Consider the following 15,746-nt stretch of genomic DNA (forward strand, 5'->3'; position numbering starts at 1 on the left):
TCCCCGCGCTCTCATAAAGAAAGCGTTTTGACCGGCCCCCTCCTCAGACTGCGACCGGTCTTTTTTTTTGTTCGTCTTGTTTATTCTCCTGTCGCATTAAAAAGACACGCCTCGCCAAATGGCGCTATCATTTGTCGTTCATATAATTCCAAGGAGTCAATATGATCGACTTATATACTGCCGCCACGCCGAACGGCCACAAGATCTCCATCGCACTGGAAGAGCTCGAGCTGCAATACACGTTGCACGTGCTGGACCTGGCCGCAAACGAACAAAAGGAACCGTGGTTCCTGAATATCAATCCGAACGGTCGCATTCCCGCCATCGTCGATCGCGCCAACGACAACTTTGCCGTGTTCGAATCGGGCGCCATCCTGATCTACCTGGCCGAGAAAACGGGGCGCCTGCTGCCCGCCGACGCCGAAGGCCGCTCGCGCGTGCTGCAATGGCTGATGTTCCAGATGGGTGGCATTGGCCCGATGATGGGCCAGGCCAACGTGTTCTACCGCTATTTCCCCGAAAAGCTGCAGCCCGCCATCGACCGCTACCAGGGCGAGTCGAAGCGCCTGTTCCGCGTACTGGACGGCCAGCTGCGCGACAACGAGTACCTGGCGGGCGAGTATTCGATCGCCGATATCGCCAACTGGGCGTGGGTGCGGACGCACAAATGGTCCGGCGTCGACGTCGACGACTTGCCGAACCTGCAACGCTGGCTCAAGGCTGTCGGCGAACGACCCGCGGTCCAGCGCGGCATCATGCTGCCGGCCTCGGATGTGCTGGATCGTGCCGAGAATGACGATCAAGCCGCCAAGTTCGCGCAATCTGCACGCAACATGCTGGAAACGGGCCAGTCACGGCAGGGGAAAGGTTGAAATTATACCTGACTTCCAGTTGGTTTGTATGTCCAAATGGAAATAAATCTAGTTGTAAAGAAATAATCGCAAGACGCAGGCGTTGAAACCGGCGGCGTCGGGCACCTGTCTGGCGGTTCGCGACCAGACAAATGCCTGACGCCAGGGGTCTCACCAGGGCGACTCCTAAGCGATCCGCTTGTACCACGGTTCCCGGGCCACGACCTGCTGGTAGCGCCGCGCCAGCGGTTCCTTGTCGTCCAGCTCGCGGTCGATGCCCAGCACGCCCAGCATGGCCAGGCTGTCGTCGAACAGTTGCAGCACGCGGTGGCGCAGCAGCGGGCCGAAGTCCGGCAGGGCACGGCGGCATACGATCAACTGGAACTCGTTGAACGACGCGTCCGTGACGAGGTTGTACTGCGCCCACGTGATGCGGCTTCGCAGCTGGGGCAACGGCACCAGTGCGCCGTCCTCCGGCTGGAAGTAGTCGGCCAGGCGGCCGCATCCGCCAGCCTGCTGGTAGCGCTGCTGGCAGGCCGCCATCCGCTCCGGCGCGATCGAGGCCGTCACGGCTTCCTCCAGCAGGGCATCGCTCGACACGGTCGCGTAGATTTCGGTACGCCACAGCAGTTGACGTTCCGCCAACAGCACGGCCACCGTCCAGGCCTGCTCGGCACCGGCGCAATCGGCCAGCCATACCTTGGGCAGCGGGGCGCCGGGCAGGCACTGTTCCGCCACCGCCAGCAGGTGCATCGCCTCCAGCGGATCGTCGAACATCGATGCGGACGGCACCGACAGCGCCCGCAACAGCGCCGCCGACGTCGCCATGTCGTGCAGCACCCGGTCCTGCAACTGGGACAAGGTGCGCAGGCCGCGCCGCTGCAGCAGCGCGAACAGCTTGCGCTTCAGGGTGGCCCGGTCGTGCGACCGGAAGTCGAAGCCGAAGCGCTGCACCAGCGCCTCCAGCAGCAACTCCAGCTCGAGCTCCTCCACGTCCGGTGCGTAGTCCGGCCGCAGCTTTTCCACGGCGGCGCTCATGCCCGCGCCGCTCAATGCAGCCAGACGCGCATCAGCGACAGCAGCTGAGCCACGTCCACCGGTTTGGTGATGTAGTCGGACGCGCCCGCGGCGATGCACTTGTCGCGGTCACCCTTCATCGCCTTCGCCGTCAGGGTGATGATCGGCAGCGACCGGAACTTCGGGATACGGCGGATCGCCCGCATCGTGTCGTAGCCGTCCATCTCCGGCATCATGATGTCCATCAGGACGATCTCGATGGTCGGGTCGCGCTCCAGTACCTCGATGCCGTCGCGGCCGTTCTCGGCGAACGACACCTGCATCTGCTGGCGCTCCAGCAAGGAGGACAGCGCGAAGATGTTGCGCAGGTCGTCGTCGACGATCAGCACCTTGCGCCCCGCCAGTCCGGAGTCGGCCGCGTGCACCTGCTCCAGCATGCGCCGCTGCGCTTCCGGCAGGCTGGCCTGCGAGCGGTGCAGGAACAGCGCCGTCTCGTCCAGCAGGCGCTCCGGCGAGCGGGCATCCTTGATGACGATGGTCTTGGCGTAGCGCTTGAGCTTTGCCACTTCCTTCTTGTTCAGCTCCTTGGCGGTGTTGATCACCACCGGCAGGTCGCGCAGCTTGATGTCCTTGCCGATCAGGTCCAGCAGTTCGAAGCCGGAGATGTCGGGCAGGGTCAGGTCCAGCACCATGCAGTCGAAGTGGCTGGTGCGCAGCGCGGCAAGGGCTTCCTCGCCGGTGCCGACGGCCTGGATGTCGACGTCCGTCGCGCCGATCAGCGCCACGATGGCGTCGCGCTGGCCGGCCTCGTCGTCCACCACCAGCAGGCTGCGCTTGCCGCCCATCAGGAACTTCTGGATGCGCGTGAACTGCTCTTGCAGCGCTTCCTTGTCGACGGGCTTGTTCATGAACGAGATGGCGCCCGAGCGCAGGGCACGTTCCCGTTCGCGCGAGGCGGACATCACGTGCACGGGAATATGGCGCGTGCTGGGGTCGCGCTTGAGGCGGTCCAGCACCGTGAAGCCGTCGATGTCCGGCAGGTCCAGGTCCAGGAGGATCGCCGACGGCAGGTAGTCGCGCGCCAGCGACAGCGCCGAGTCGCCCTGGTGGATGACGATGCCCTTGAAGTTCTTCTCGCGGGCGAAGTCCAGCACGATCTTGGCGAAGCGCTCGTCGTCCTCGATGATCAGCACCGAAGGGTCGCCCGGGGCCGTCAGGCCGCGGTCGTCGATCGTCGAGCTGTAGGTTTCCGCTTCCGCGTCCAGTTCCGATGGCGGCCGGCGCTCGATGATCTCGACGTCCGCTGCCTGCTGGCTGTAGACGATCTTCGGCGGCTGCGGCGCCAGGCGCTGCGGGGCAGGGCGGGGCTGCTCGTAGTTGACGAAGCCGGCGCGGTTATACGGCAGGAACAGCGTGAACGTGGAGCCGCTGCCGACCACCGATTCGACGCGGATCTCGCCGCCCAGGAGGCGGGCCAGCTCGCGCGAGATCGACAGGCCCAGGCCCGTGCCGCCGTACTTGCGGGCGGTGGAGCCGTCGGCCTGCTGGAAGGCTTCGAAGATCAGCTGCAGCTTGTCGGACGCGATACCGACGCCCGTATCGCTGACGGAGAACGCCAGCACGGCGTCGGCGTTGGCGAGATTCGGGTTGTCCGGACTCCAGCCGCCGCCGACGACGCCGATCTCCAGCGCGACCTGGCCGTGCGACGTGAACTTGAACGCGTTCGACAGCAGGTTCTTCAGCACCTGCTGCAGGCGGGTGGTGTCCGTCATCAGGGAAGCCGGCAGGTTGTCCGCCAGCGATACCGTGAAGCCCAGGTGCTTGGCCTCGGCCATGTGGCGGAACGTGCGGTCCACGTAGTTGCGCAGGTTGGCGAAGCGGTACTCCGACACGTCCAGCGTGACGGTGCCGGACTCGATCTTCGACAGGTCCAGGATGTCGTTGATGAGGGTCAGGAGGTCGGAGCCGGAGCCGTGGATGGTCTTGGCGAATTCGACCTGTTTCGACGACAGGTTGCCTTCCGGGTTGTCGCCCAGCTGCTGCGCCAGGATCAGCAGCGAATTCAGCGGCGTGCGCAGCTCGTGCGACATATTGGCCAGGAACTCGGACTTGTACTTCGACGACAGCGCCAGCTGCGTGGCTTTTTCCTCCAGCGCCAGCTTGGCCTGCTCCACCTCGCGGTTCTTGCGCTCCACCTCGATGTTCTGTTCGGACAGCAGGCGCGCCTTTTCGGCCAGCTCCTGGTTGGTCTGCTGCAGTTCCTGGGCGAGCGACTGCGACTGCGTCAGCAGCGACTCGGTGCGGCTGTTCGCCTCGATGGTGTTCAGCACGACGCCGATCGACTCCATCAGCTGGTCCAGGAACGACAGGTGGGTCTCCGTGAAGCGATCCAGCGACGCGATCTCGATGACGGCCTTGACCTGCTGCTCGAACAGGATCGGCAGCACGACGATATTGGTCGGCGGTGCGGCGCCCAGGCCGGACGAGACGACGATGTAGTCACGCGGCACGTCCGTCAGCCAGATGCGCACCTTCTCCAGCGCGCACTGGCCCACCAGGCCTTCGCCCGGCAGGAAGGAGGTGGGCAGCTTGCGGCTGGAGCGGTAGCCATAGCTGGCGATCATGCGCAGGCGCGCGTCGTCCAGCTGCGAATCCATCATGTAGAACACGCCGTGGTGCGCCGACACCAGCGGTGCCAGTTCGGACAGGATCAGCTTCGTCACCGCCTGCAGGTCGCGCTGGCCCTGCAGCAGCCGGGTGAAGCGCGCCAGGTTGGTCTTCAGCCAGTCCTGCTGCGCGTTCTTCTGCGTGGTTTCCTTCAGGTTGCGGATCATCTCGTTGATGTTGTCCTTCAGGTAGGAGACCTCGCCGCGCGCTTCCACCTGGATGGAGCGGGACAGGTCGCCCCGCGTCACCGCCGTCGCCACCTCGCCGATCGCGCGCATCTGGTTGGTCAGGTTGGCCGCCAGCTGGTTGACGTTCTCCGTCAAGTCCTTCCACGTGCCCGCGACACCCGGCACGTTGGCCTGGCCGCCCAGCTTGCCTTCGGTACCCACCTCGCGCGCCACCCGCGTCACTTCCGAAGCGAACGACGACAGCTGATCCACCATCACGTTGATGGTGTCCTTCAGCTCGAGAATCTCGCCCTTGACGTCCACCGTGATCTTCTTCGACAGGTCGCCGCGCGCCACGGCCGTGGTCACCGCCGCGATGTTGCGCACCTGGCCCGTCAGGTTCGACGCCATGAAGTTGACGTTGTCGGTCAAGTCCTTCCACGTGCCGCCCACGCCGGGCACGTAGGCCTGGCCGCCCAGCTTGCCCTCGGTGCCGACCTCGCGCGCCACCCGCGTCACTTCCGATGCAAAGGACGACAGCTGGTCGACCATGACGTTGATGGTGTTCTTCAGTTCCAGGATCTCGCCCTTGACGTCGACCGTGATCTTCTTGGACAGGTCGCCGTTCGCCACGGCGGTCGTCACTTCCGCGATGTTGCGCACCTGGCCCGTCAGGTTACCCGCCAGCTGGTTGACGTTCTCCGTCAAGTCCTTCCACGTGCCGGCGACTCCCGGCACGTTGGCCTGGCCACCCAGCTTGCCTTCCGTGCCCACCTCGCGCGCCACGCGCGTCACTTCCGAGGCGAAGGAGTTCAGCTGGTCGACCATGACGTTGATGGTGTTCTTCAGCTCGAGAATCTCGCCTTTCACGTCCACCGTGATCTTCTTCGACAGGTCGCCGTTCGCCACCGCCGTCGTCACGTCCGCGATATTGCGGACCTGGCCCGTCAGGTTACCGGCCATCGAGTTGACCGAGTCGGTCAAGTCCTTCCACGTGCCGGCCACGCCCTTCACCTGCGCCTGGCCGCCCAGCTTGCCTTCGGTACCCACCTCGCGCGCCACGCGCGTCACTTCGGAAGCGAAGGAGGACAGCTGGTCCACCATGACGTTGATGGTGTTCTTCAGCTCGAGAATTTCACCTTTGACGTCCACCGTGATCTTTTTCGACAGGTCGCCGTTCGCCACGGCGGTCGTCACGGCCGCGATGTTGCGCACCTGGCCCGTCAGGTTTGACGCCATGAAGTTGACGTTGTCGGTCAAGTCCTTCCACGTGCCGCCCACGCCGGGCACGTACGCCTGGCCGCCCAGCTTCCCTTCGGTACCGACCTCGCGCGCCACGCGCGTCACCTCGGAGGCGAAGGAGCGCAGCTGGTCCACCATGACGTTGATGGTGTCCTTCAGCTGCAGGATCTCGCCGCGCACGTCCACCGTGATCTTCTTCGACAGGTCGCCGTTGGCCACGGCCGTCGTCACCTCGGCGATATTGCGCACCTGCGACGTCAGGTTACCCGCCATCGAGTTGACCGAGTCGGTCAAGTCCTTCCACGTGCCGGCCACGCCCTTGACCTGCGCCTGCCCGCCCAGCTTGCCCTCGGTGCCGACTTCGCGCGCGACGCGCGTCACTTCGGAGGAAAACGACAGCAGCTGTTCCACCATCGTATTTGCCGTGGTGGCGGCGCGCAGGTACTGGCCCTTCAGCGGATGACCGTCCACCTCCAGTGCCATCGTCTGCGACAGGTCGCCCTTCGCCACGGCGCCGATGACGCGCGCCATCTCGGTGGTGGGGCGCACCAGGTCGTCGATCAGCGTGTTGACGGCGCTGATGATCGTGGCCCAGCCGCCCGACACGTTGGTGACGGGCGCCCGCTGGGTCAGGCGGCCTTCGCGGCCCACCACGCGGCTGACTTCCGTGACATTGCGCACGATCCGTTCGTTCGTCTCGATGATGTCGTTCAGCGTGTCGGCGATCTTGCCGGAGACGCCCGTCCAGTCGGACGGCATGCGCGCGGAGAAATCGCCTTTTTTCAGTGCCATCAGAGTGGCCAGGATCAGCTTCAGGTCCAGTTCTTCGGGCAGTTCGGTCATGTCGTTCATTGACGCTTCCCTCTAGTTATACAAGTGTGATGATTGCCGGCGCGCGCGGCCGGCGGATGGAACGGTAACGGTTGGATGGATGGGGCGGAAGGCGCAACGAACGCAGGCAGGCGGGCCGGCAGCGCCAGCCAGCCTGTAGCGAAGCGCCGGCACGGGGCCGGACTGCCGTTCAGGAGATCATTTTCGGGAGTATGCACGACACACCGCTACGTTGCGCCAGATCGATTCGCCTGCTTCGGTCAGACAATACGCCTGTACCGGTACCAGTCAAGCAAAAAACGCCCTCAGGCAAGCATCCAGTTTAGCAACAATGCCATAAAAATAGGAAACAATTTCCCAGCATACGGCAGTGTGAAGTTTCTTGCGCGCACGATTGAGCACACGGACCAGAAAATAGGGGACAGTCACCTATTTCGAGGTCCGGCGTCCGCTGGCAGCACGGGCTATCCGAGCTGTCGCCGCAGGAACGTGTACGTCAACGCCCACATCTGCGCCTGCTGGTCGTTGTTGGCGGCGCCGGCATGGCCGCCTTCCGTATTTTCCCAGTACAGCACGTCGTGGCCCTGCTCTTGCATTCTTGCCACCATCTTGCGGGCATGGCCCGGATGGACGCGGTCGTCGCGGGTCGACGTGGTAAACAGGACGCGCGGATAACGCCGGCCCGGCTCCACCCGATGGTAAGGCGAATAGCGCCGGATGAAGTCCCACTGGGCCGGATCGTCCGGGTCACCGTATTCGCCCATCCACGACGCCCCGGCCAGCAGCTTGCTGTAGCGGCGCATGTCCAGCAGCGGCACCTGGCAGACGACGGCGCCGAACAGCTCCGGGCGCTGCGTCAGCGCCGCTCCCACCAGCAGGCCGCCGTTGCTGCCGCCCATGATCCCCAGGTGGGCCGGGCTGGTCAGCTTGCGCGCGATGACGTCCTCGGCAACGGCGATAAAGTCGTCGAAGGCGCGCTGGCGCTGGTCCTTCAGCGCCGCCTGGTGCCAGCGCGGACCGAATTCGCCGCCGCCGCGGATATTGGCCAGCACGTAGACGCCGCCCTGGCTGAGCCAGGCGGCGCCCGTGATGCCGCTGTAGAAGGGTTTCAGCGACACCTCGAAGCCGCCATAGCCGTACAGTACCGTCGGATTGCTGCCGTCGAGCGGCGCCTCCCGGTCGCGCACGACAAAGTAGGGGACGGCCGTGCCGTCCGACGACGTCGCCTGGTGCTGCTCGACGACCAGCCGCTCGGCGTCGAAGTAGCCCGGCAGCGCCTGCACGGGCGTGCGCGCGTCGCTGCCTGCCGTGGCAAGGTACAGCGTGGTGGGATGGAGGAAATCGTTGACCGTCAGGAAATAGTCGTCGGACCCGATATCGTCCAGCGGCGCCACCTCCAGCGTGCCGAACGCGGGCGTGTCGACGACGCGGCGCTGCCAGGCCCCGTCCACGTGACGCAGCTCGACGAGGCGGTTGCGCACATTGTCCAGCTCGTTCAACAGCAGGGTCGAGCGCGTGGCCGCCACGCCGTCCAGCGACGACGTCGGCGTGGGTGCGAACAACACGTCGAAATGGCGTCCTCCCGCCAGGAAGTCGGCCAGTGGCGTGGCCAGCAGCGCGCCCTGGGGCCAGGTGCGGTCCGCCACCGTCCACGCCGAGCGCAACTCGACGATGAGCTGGTCGCGCACGGTGTAGGCATTGGCGTCCGCCGGCTTGTCGATCTTCGTCAGCGCGGCACCGTCGCGCAGGAACAGCTCGCTGCTGTAGAAATCGATCTGGCGCGAGATGAACTGGTGGCTGTGGCCGGGCGTGAAGTCCTTGTAGGCACCCACGCCCAGGTCGTCCGGCGCGGCCTCGAACAGCGTGCGTGCCGCGGCCAACGGCGTGCCGCGGCGCCATTCCTTGACGATGCGGGGATAGCCTGAAGCGGTCATCGAACCCGGGCCGAAGTCGGTGCAGACGAACACCGTGTCGGCATCGATCCATGCCACCGAGCTTTTCGCCTCCGGCAGGTTGAATCCATCCGTGACGAAGCGGCGGGCGGCAATATCGAACTCGCGCACCACGGCCGCGTCGCCGCCGCCGCGCGACAGCGAGAGCAGGCAGCGATTGCCGTCGGGGTACAGCGACGACACGCCTTGCCATACCCAGTTCTCGTCTTCCTCGCGCGCAAGCGCATCGAGGTCGAGTACCGTTTCCCATTGGGGCTTGCCAGCGCGATAGTGCTCCAGCGCGGTACGGCGCCACAGGCCGCGCACGTGGTCGGCGTCGCGCCAGAAGTTGTAGAAGAAGGCGCCGTGCTTGCGCACGTACGGGATGCGTTCCTTGCTGTCCAGGATGGTCTGCAGCCGCTCCCGCAGGGCCTGGTAGCCCGGTTGCGCCTGCAGCTCCGCCAGCGCCACCGCGTTGCGTTCGCGCACCCATGCGAGCTGGGCATCGCCGTCCACTTCCTCCAGCCACAGGTACGGATCGGCTTCGGTGGCGGCGCTGCCGGCCAAAGCGGTCGAGTCGGGGGCGGCGGCCAGCCGGCGTTGCGGGCGGAACGTAGTGGAACGCATCGGATCTCCTGTGTGACGATGACGTTACTCTACACCAGCGCCGCAGGAAGCGCCCGACGCGGCGCCGGCTCAGGCGCGGCGGCGTTGCACCAGGGCGAATGCACCCAGCCCCAGCCCCACCAGCAGCAGGGAACCGGGCTCGGGCACCTCGGTGCCGCGCACGGAGATGTCCAGGATCAGCCGTGGCGCGGCGCCGGTGGTGCCGCCCGGGGTATCGCCGGCGCCGAAGAACAGCTCGTTGAACTCGGCGCTGAAGTTCTCGTCCGCGAACAGGAGAATCGACAGCAGCTCGTCGTTGCCGAAGTCGTCGATGGACAGCCCCGTCAGGTCGATTTCCACCAGGCCCTCCGGCGTGCCGGCGACGAACAGGGTATCGCCCAGTACCTGCGTATAGTTGTTCCACAGCTCGGTGGACGAGCTGGCCTGCGTCCAGGTATCGGTGCCACCCAGTCCGGCGTTCAGGCGCGTCGTGGTCGGTTCGCCGCCCTGGCCCAGGAAGTCCAGTTGCAGGCGCGCGGAGTTGATGACCAGCGGCTGGCCGGAGGTCAGTAAAGGCGTCAGCGCGCTGGTGTCGAAGCGGATGATCGACTGGATGTCGGCCGTCGGGTCCCCCGCCTGGGTGTTGCGCACCGACAGGAAATTGCTGGCATTGAGCGGGCCGGGGAATGGCGTCGCGTCGTTACCGAACATATAACCGAAGCCATCGGTCTGCATGGTCAGGTTGAACGGGATGGCATGCGCTTGCGGGGCGGCCAGCAGGGTTGCGGCCAAGGTGGCCAGCCCCAGTATTCTTGCGATCGTATTTTTCATTGCGCGTTCTCCAAGAGAGATGTCCTTGAGGAAAAGCAAAGTGCATGCCTGCTCTGGCCGGACTTTACGAATCAATGACTTGGCATTTGATCCAGCTCAAGGTGTAAAGTAAATCGACAGCTGTTCAGCGCTTGACCGTTCGTGCCCGCATCATTCGTGTGGCGGCGCCCGTGCCGTCGAGGTCACAATAGAGGTTGGCACTGATTGCCACAACACGGAGAACGCATGCGTATCGCTACATTCAATGTCAACGGCATCGGCAGTCGCCTGCCGGCCCTGCTGCAATGGCTGGAGGAAAAGCAGCCGGACGTCGCCTGCCTGCAGGAGCTGAAGGCACCCCAGGAAAAATTCCCGCTGGAAGCCATCCGGGCCGCCGGCTATGACGCCATCTGGCATGGCCAGAAGAGCTGGAACGGCGTGGCCATCCTGGCCCGCGGCAAGACGCCCCAGGAAATCGGCCGCGGCCTGCCGGGCGATCCGGAGGACGAGCAGAGCCGCTACATCGAGGCGGTGGTCGACGACGTCGTCATCGCGTGCCTGTACCTACCCAATGGCAATCCGGCGCCGGGGCCCAAGTTCGACTACAAGCTGAAGTGGTTCGAACGGCTGATCCGCCGTGGCGAGCAGCTGCTGGCAACGGGCGCAAAGGTCGTGCTGGCGGGCGACTTCAACGTGATGCCCACCGAACTGGATGTGTACAAGCCGGAGCGCTGGGGCGACGATGCGCTGTTCCGGCCGGAAACGCGGGCAGCGTTCCATCGCCTGGTGGCGCAGGGCTGGACCGACTCGCTGCGCACCCTGCACCCGGGCGAGAAGATCTATACCTTCTGGGACTACTTCCGCAACGCGTACGGCCGCGATGCCGGTCTGCGCATCGATCATTTGCTGCTGAGCCCGGCATTGGCGCCGGCGTTGAAGGCCGCAGGGGTGGACCGGGACGTGCGCGGACGGGAAAAGCCCAGCGACCACGCGCCGACCTGGATCGAGCTGGACCTCTCCGTCGCCGGGGCGGAGAAGGCGGGCGGGGAAGCCACGGCTGGGGCAGCCGATGACGATGGGGCCAAGCCCGTCAAGGCGCCGCGCAAGGCGGCGGCACGCAAGGCTGCCGTAAAGTCGGCGGACGAGGCGCCTGTTGCCGTCCCCGCGGCTCGGAAGCGGAAAGCCGCGCCGGCCACCTGATTTCAGCCGTAGAGATCCTGGCGTACGGCTTGCGTGTAATGCGCGTCGAGCTGCCCGGCGGCAGCGGGGTCCACGGCGCGACCTTGCGCGGCGGCATTCAGCGCTTCGACCATTTCGCCCGGTGTCGGCAAGGCTTCCCGGTCCACGCGGCGCTCCGTCTGCCACAGCCCCGCGCGGTTGATCGCCTTGCCGCAGTGAAACAGCACTTCGTCGATTGCGACGACAATGGCCGTCTTCGGCCGTTTGTTCCCTTCAGCCAGGCGCGTGAGCAGGGTGTCGTCCGTCGTCGCGCGGGCGCGGCCGTTGATGCGCATGAACAGTTCCAGCCCGGGAAACAGGAACAGCATGCCGACGCGGTCGTCCCGCGCCAGGTTGCGCAGCGATTCGATGCGGTTATTGCCGGGCCAGTCCGCAAACGCGACGTGGTGGTCGTCCAGCGCGTGTACGAAACCGGGTGGCCCGCCGCGCGGTGAGGCGTCCAGGCCCTGCGCGCTGCCGGTGGCCAGGCAGAAGAACGACGCCACGGCAAGATAGTCGCGATGGAAATCGACGAGGCGATCCAGCACGGCTTGCTGGATACGCTCGGCCGGCGGGTCGTACAGGGCGTCGAGATCGGGGCGGGGGAGGGCGTCGATGGCGGACATGCAAGCTCCTGCGGGTCAAGGGATCCCCAGTGTAAAGGTGGTCGCCGTGGCGGCTGTACAATTGCGGAGCCAATCAATATCGATTTGACGCCAAATGGCTGACGAACACCTCGATCCTGCGCTCATCAATACGTCCGACGGACCCGTCATCATCGTCGCGGCCGCCCACCAGGCCACCGAACGCAGCGCCGGTCCGCACGCGCACTGCCGCGGCCAACTGTTCGGGTCGGTGCAAGGCTTGCTGACCATCGGCGTCGACGACGGCGTCTGGGTCGTGCCAGCCACCCACGCGGTCTGGGTACCACCACACCGCGTGCACTGGGCGCGCGCGCACGGCCCGTTCCATGGCTATGCCGTCTACGTGGCCGAGCCGGCCTGCCCCGGCCTGCCGGCAGCGCCCTGCGCCATCCGCATGTCCGGGTTGCTGCGCGAAGCGACCCAGCGCGCCGCCCGCTGGCCGCTGGGACCGCTGGACAACTACGCCGAACGGCTGGCCGCCGTCATCCTGGACGAGATCGGCTCCTTGCCGGCCGACCCGCTGGGCCTGCCGCTGCCGCGCGACACCCGCCTGCTGCGCATCGCCGATGCCTTGCTGGCCGACCCGGCCGACAGCCGCAGCCTGGAGGATTGGGCGCAGTGGGCGGCAATCAGCGACCGTTCGCTGAGCCGTCGCTTCGTCGCGGAGACGGGTTTTACGTTTACCGCCTGGCGCCAGCGCGCGCGGCTGATGCGCGCGCTGGAGTTGCTGGCCGAGGCGGTGCCGGTGACGCATATTGCGCTGGATTTGGGGTATTCCACGCCGAGTACCTTTATAGGGTTGTTCCGGCGCACGTTCGGGGTGACGCCGGCGGTTTATCGGGAGCGGCTGCAGCGCCGGTCACGGGACCCTGCATCGGATGAATGAGATCGTTGCCAGGGGCTGATGGCGCAGCATCGCGCTTTCTTTCGAGGCGGCTGGCTTCCCGAAAGCCCATCAACAGGGGCGACAGAAACGTTCATCCGGCAGGGCCTGGAACGGCCAGAAGACATGTCGGCTATTTTTTCTCGTTCATCTGTTTGCCGAGCGCAAACGTGGCCCCGCTGATGGTCAGGAAAATCAGCCAGCTCTGATCGAACGTCGGATAAGTAATGCTGCGGACCACGTGGACGCAGCCGATGGCCAGCAACAAGACGTTCACGATGACTGCCTGGAAGCGGTGCACCTGGTCCTTGTCTTCGGCACTACGGATCATGTCGGAGAGCAGGCTCCTGGACAGGCCGGCGTTGGGCTGCTTCACCGCCGTCTTGTCGCTGGCATCGACGGCCCAGGAAACCCCGGCGATGCCACTGCTGATACCGAGCAGTGCAAGCACCGAATTGTCGATCGGGGGCAGTTCACCCAGCAGGAACCAGAAATAGATGCCCGCAGCGATGGCAAACAGGAACCAGGCGAACAGCTGGATCCGGGTCAGGCTGTATGAAATATCGGATTCCGCCAGCCCGATCGTCATTGCCGGAGAGGCCACAGCGTTCACGGGGTCGCGCAGCGCGGTATCCGCGGCGTCGCGACAGATGACGTCGTATCCGCGCGGCCCTCGACGGTAGGCGGGATATACCGCGGTCAGCAGCGCCGTCCTGTCCTTGACGGCACGGTGCTCCAGCCGCTCGCGCAGCAAACGCGCCTCCGCAACGACACTGGCGAGTTCGGCGGGATACCGGTCGCGCAGGATATCGGTGTAGACAGCGACCGCCAGGGCGAATGCGATCAGCACCACGACGGCAGCGATGGCGCCCATCAGTTGCGCGTCGTCGCTGACAGCGACCCTGGGCTCCTGGGCAGAGGAATATTGCGTCGTGCTGGTCGCGCCGTTGGCCTGCCAGCCAAAGCCGACCCGCAGCGGGACTGTCCCGGTGATCCCTGCTTCCCGGATAATGCCGCTCCACAGCAGCTTGGACTTTTCTTTCGGCTGCAGGTGGATGCGTTCGAACACATAGCCACCGAAGGCATCTTCCTTCCTGACCTGCGTTTCGTCCGTCAGCTCTACGCCGTTAAAGTAGACATACCGTTTGGCGCCGCTTTTTGCCGCATAGGCCACCGAAGCTTGATACGCCGCGGCATCCAGTGCAACGACGATGTCGCCTGCACCGGTGAGCGCGAGCTGAGCGCCCTGCAGAGAATGCTTGCATTCCGACGCGTCGGCTGTCGTTCCCCGCTGCCATTCGTGAGCGCGACAAAACCGGTAGGTATTGACCGAGTAGACCCCTTTGACAATGTGGTCCGACGCCACGGCGGGTTGCTTGGGCTCGGCGGGCGGTTGAGCGCCGCCTTTGTCGCCGGGCTTGGGCGTGCATCCTGGCGGTTGGTTCTGTGCGTTACAGGGCTCCGCGGAGGCTGCCGGGGACAGCAGGCCGCAAAGGCCTGCGAAGAGGATGGCCTGAATGCCGTGGCCAGACGTAATGGGGAACCAGCGCATGGCGCCTCCTGTCGAAGTGATGGCTTAGCGGCATCTCCGGTGTCCGCACGAGGCCGCTGCTCGTACGGTCCAAAAAGATCGCAACACCCATGGGTGCGCGCGTTGCCGCGGCCGGGCCACTGCACTGGGCTGTTGTCCAGGCCCGTTCGCTACCTTGGCGCCGCTGGAGCCGGGCTGCAGCCAGGCTAGTGCCCGGCTGGAGGCCGTTCAGAAGAAGGCGAACGGCACCCCGACGAATACGCCTGCTTTCAGGTCCTTGTCCTTGCTGTCCCAGCCCAGGCGCACGCCGCCGTTCAACGGCACCTTGTCGTTGCCGATCAGGTAGACCGGTAGGTCGACCGTCGTCACATCCTTGCCGAGGTTGCGCGAGACGATGGCGGCAATGGCGATCTTCTTGAACAGGTACCTGGACTCGAACGAAATGACATTGTTCTTCGTGAGCTTGGGCGGGGCGAACGATCCCGTGACACAGATCACCGTAGGATCGGTCCCGCCAACCGGGCAGCGTGTTACTTCATCGTCTGCCTCGTAGCTGCGTTTGTGCTCGGCACGAAACAGCAGGAACAGTTTTTCAATGCGTTCCGGATTCCAGCCGCCGGTGACCGCCAGCGACCATGGCCTGTGATTCTCTTTCTTTTCCGTCAAGGTATCGGGCGTGTAAAATTTTATGTTCTGGAATTCCAGCGCGCCGGAGACGCCCAACAGGAAGCCGCCTGCGCGGGGATAGCCGCCCGCTGCGCGCACCGCGTCGAGTAAATGGGGAGCGTACTTGCGGATATTGTCGACCGGACAGCCGTCCGCCTCGATCTGTTTCCTTAGCTGGTTTAGATGCACCTCGGTGGCGTTTGCCGCAAGCTTCTTTTTTTCCACGTCAAACCGTGCTGCCTGGCCCAGCCGGCAATACTTTTCCGATTCGACCTGGTTCTTTGGCGGTTGCGGGGTGAGGAAGCGGACGTAATTGAAGCCAACCGACGTCGAATTGCCCCAGCCGTCCTGGTGCAGCAAGTCGTGCCGTTTTTCGCCTTTCTCCAGGGGCGCTTCGGCCGTCACGCTCCAGATCGACCATGTTGCAAACCCTGGCTTGTTCACATCGCGCGCAAGCGTTGTTTTCGGGGTACTGGACAGCTTCAGTGACACGCTCGAGCTCTCGTTTGTCGCCGACAGCTGGGCGCCTGGGGCGGAAACGGCGGAGCGCACTTCGGCGCGATAGCCGACCTCGGGAAGATCGACTTTGGGCGGATCGTTCTGTTGACTGAAGCACGATGGCGAAAACAGCATTGTGTTTGCCATCGTCGCTGCCAGGGCAAGGCGGAAGCGGGGTGCCATG

Annotated in this window: 10 protein-coding genes; 3 read left to right on the forward strand and 7 right to left on the reverse strand. The window is 65.0% G+C overall.

Translation table 11 applies throughout. The annotated features are described in order from the left end of the window. Window positions 1–161 precede the first annotated feature (161 nt). Entirely contained in the window at window positions 162–872 is a 711-nt protein-coding gene (locus tag PX653_RS04315) for a glutathione S-transferase family protein (protein ID WP_277416688.1), read from the forward strand. A 165-nt stretch (window positions 873–1,037) separates the two neighbouring features. Here PX653_RS04315 and PX653_RS04320 read toward each other — a convergent pair whose 3' ends face one another. From PX653_RS04320 to PX653_RS04335, 4 genes are all read right to left on the reverse strand, one after another. Continuing rightward, a complete protein-coding gene (locus PX653_RS04320) occupies window positions 1,038–1,889 on the reverse strand; it encodes a CheR family methyltransferase (RefSeq protein WP_277416689.1) in 852 nt (283 codons plus the stop codon). 11 nt (window positions 1,890–1,900) lie between these two features. Beyond that, window positions 1,901–6,796 (reverse strand): HAMP domain-containing protein, encoded by a 4,896-nt coding sequence (locus tag PX653_RS04325; RefSeq protein ID WP_277416690.1) that lies wholly within the window; start codon window positions 6,794–6,796, stop codon window positions 1,901–1,903. Window positions 6,797–7,239: 443 nt separating this feature from the next. Further along, window positions 7,240–9,333 (reverse strand): prolyl oligopeptidase family serine peptidase, encoded by a 2,094-nt coding sequence (locus tag PX653_RS04330; protein WP_277416691.1) that lies wholly within the window; start codon window positions 9,331–9,333, stop codon window positions 7,240–7,242. 69 nt (window positions 9,334–9,402) lie between these two features. Continuing rightward, window positions 9,403–10,143, reverse strand: coding sequence for a PEP-CTERM sorting domain-containing protein (locus PX653_RS04335; protein WP_277416692.1), 741 nt, complete (start codon window positions 10,141–10,143; stop codon window positions 9,403–9,405). A gap of 225 nt (window positions 10,144–10,368) precedes the next feature. Here PX653_RS04335 and xth point away from each other — a divergent pair, with 225 nt between their 5' ends. After that, window positions 10,369–11,322: an exodeoxyribonuclease III gene (gene xth / locus PX653_RS04340; protein ID WP_277416693.1), complete on the forward strand. Its 954-nt coding sequence runs from the start codon at window positions 10,369–10,371 to the stop codon at window positions 11,320–11,322. A 2-nt stretch (window positions 11,323–11,324) separates the two neighbouring features. On the opposite strand, the gene PX653_RS04345 is transcribed toward xth, so the two are convergent. Continuing rightward, window positions 11,325–11,966, reverse strand: a complete 642-nt coding sequence (locus PX653_RS04345; protein ID WP_277416694.1) for an MSMEG_1061 family FMN-dependent PPOX-type flavoprotein — start codon at window positions 11,964–11,966, stop codon at window positions 11,325–11,327. 94 nt (window positions 11,967–12,060) lie between these two features. Between PX653_RS04345 and PX653_RS04350 the strand changes: the two genes are divergently transcribed. Next, the gene (locus tag PX653_RS04350) at window positions 12,061–12,870 is read left to right on the forward strand and encodes an AraC family transcriptional regulator (RefSeq protein WP_277416695.1); all 810 of its coding nucleotides are present in this window, start codon (window positions 12,061–12,063) and stop codon (window positions 12,868–12,870) included. A 130-nt stretch (window positions 12,871–13,000) separates the two neighbouring features. Here the strand turns inward: PX653_RS04350 and PX653_RS04355 are convergent, their stop codons facing one another. Both PX653_RS04355 and PX653_RS04360 read right to left on the reverse strand, forming a co-directional pair. Further along, complete coding sequence (locus tag PX653_RS04355; protein ID WP_277416696.1) at window positions 13,001–14,419, reverse strand: hypothetical protein; 1,419 nt, start codon at window positions 14,417–14,419, stop codon at window positions 13,001–13,003. A 207-nt stretch (window positions 14,420–14,626) separates the two neighbouring features. Next, window positions 14,627–15,745: a hypothetical protein gene (locus tag PX653_RS04360; RefSeq protein ID WP_277416697.1), complete on the reverse strand. Its 1,119-nt coding sequence runs from the start codon at window positions 15,743–15,745 to the stop codon at window positions 14,627–14,629. Between the last annotated feature and the right edge of the window lies 1 nt (window position 15,746).

Source organism: Pseudoduganella chitinolytica (assembly GCF_029028125.1).
In the GTDB taxonomy this organism is placed as follows: Bacteria; Pseudomonadota; Gammaproteobacteria; order Burkholderiales; family Burkholderiaceae_D; genus Rugamonas; species Rugamonas chitinolytica.

Coding starts and splice junctions, on each gene's coding strand:
- PX653_RS04350 (WP_277416695.1), top strand. CDS start 12,061: ATGGCTGACGAACACCTCGATCCTGCGCTCATCAATACGTCCGACGGA.
- PX653_RS04315 (WP_277416688.1), top strand. CDS start 162: ATGATCGACTTATATACTGCCGCCACGCCGAACGGCCACAAGATCTCC.
- PX653_RS04335 (WP_277416692.1), bottom strand. CDS start 10,143: ATGAAAAATACGATCGCAAGAATACTGGGGCTGGCCACCTTGGCCGCA.
- PX653_RS04355 (WP_277416696.1), bottom strand. CDS start 14,419: ATGCGCTGGTTCCCCATTACGTCTGGCCACGGCATTCAGGCCATCCTC.
- PX653_RS04320 (WP_277416689.1), bottom strand. CDS start 1,889: ATGAGCGCCGCCGTGGAAAAGCTGCGGCCGGACTACGCACCGGACGTG.
- PX653_RS04330 (WP_277416691.1), bottom strand. CDS start 9,333: ATGCGTTCCACTACGTTCCGCCCGCAACGCCGGCTGGCCGCCGCCCCC.
- PX653_RS04345 (WP_277416694.1), bottom strand. CDS start 11,966: ATGTCCGCCATCGACGCCCTCCCCCGCCCCGATCTCGACGCCCTGTAC.
- PX653_RS04360 (WP_277416697.1), bottom strand. CDS start 15,745: ATGGCACCCCGCTTCCGCCTTGCCCTGGCAGCGACGATGGCAAACACA.
- PX653_RS04325 (WP_277416690.1), bottom strand. CDS start 6,796: ATGAACGACATGACCGAACTGCCCGAAGAACTGGACCTGAAGCTGATC.
- xth (WP_277416693.1), top strand. CDS start 10,369: ATGCGTATCGCTACATTCAATGTCAACGGCATCGGCAGTCGCCTGCCG.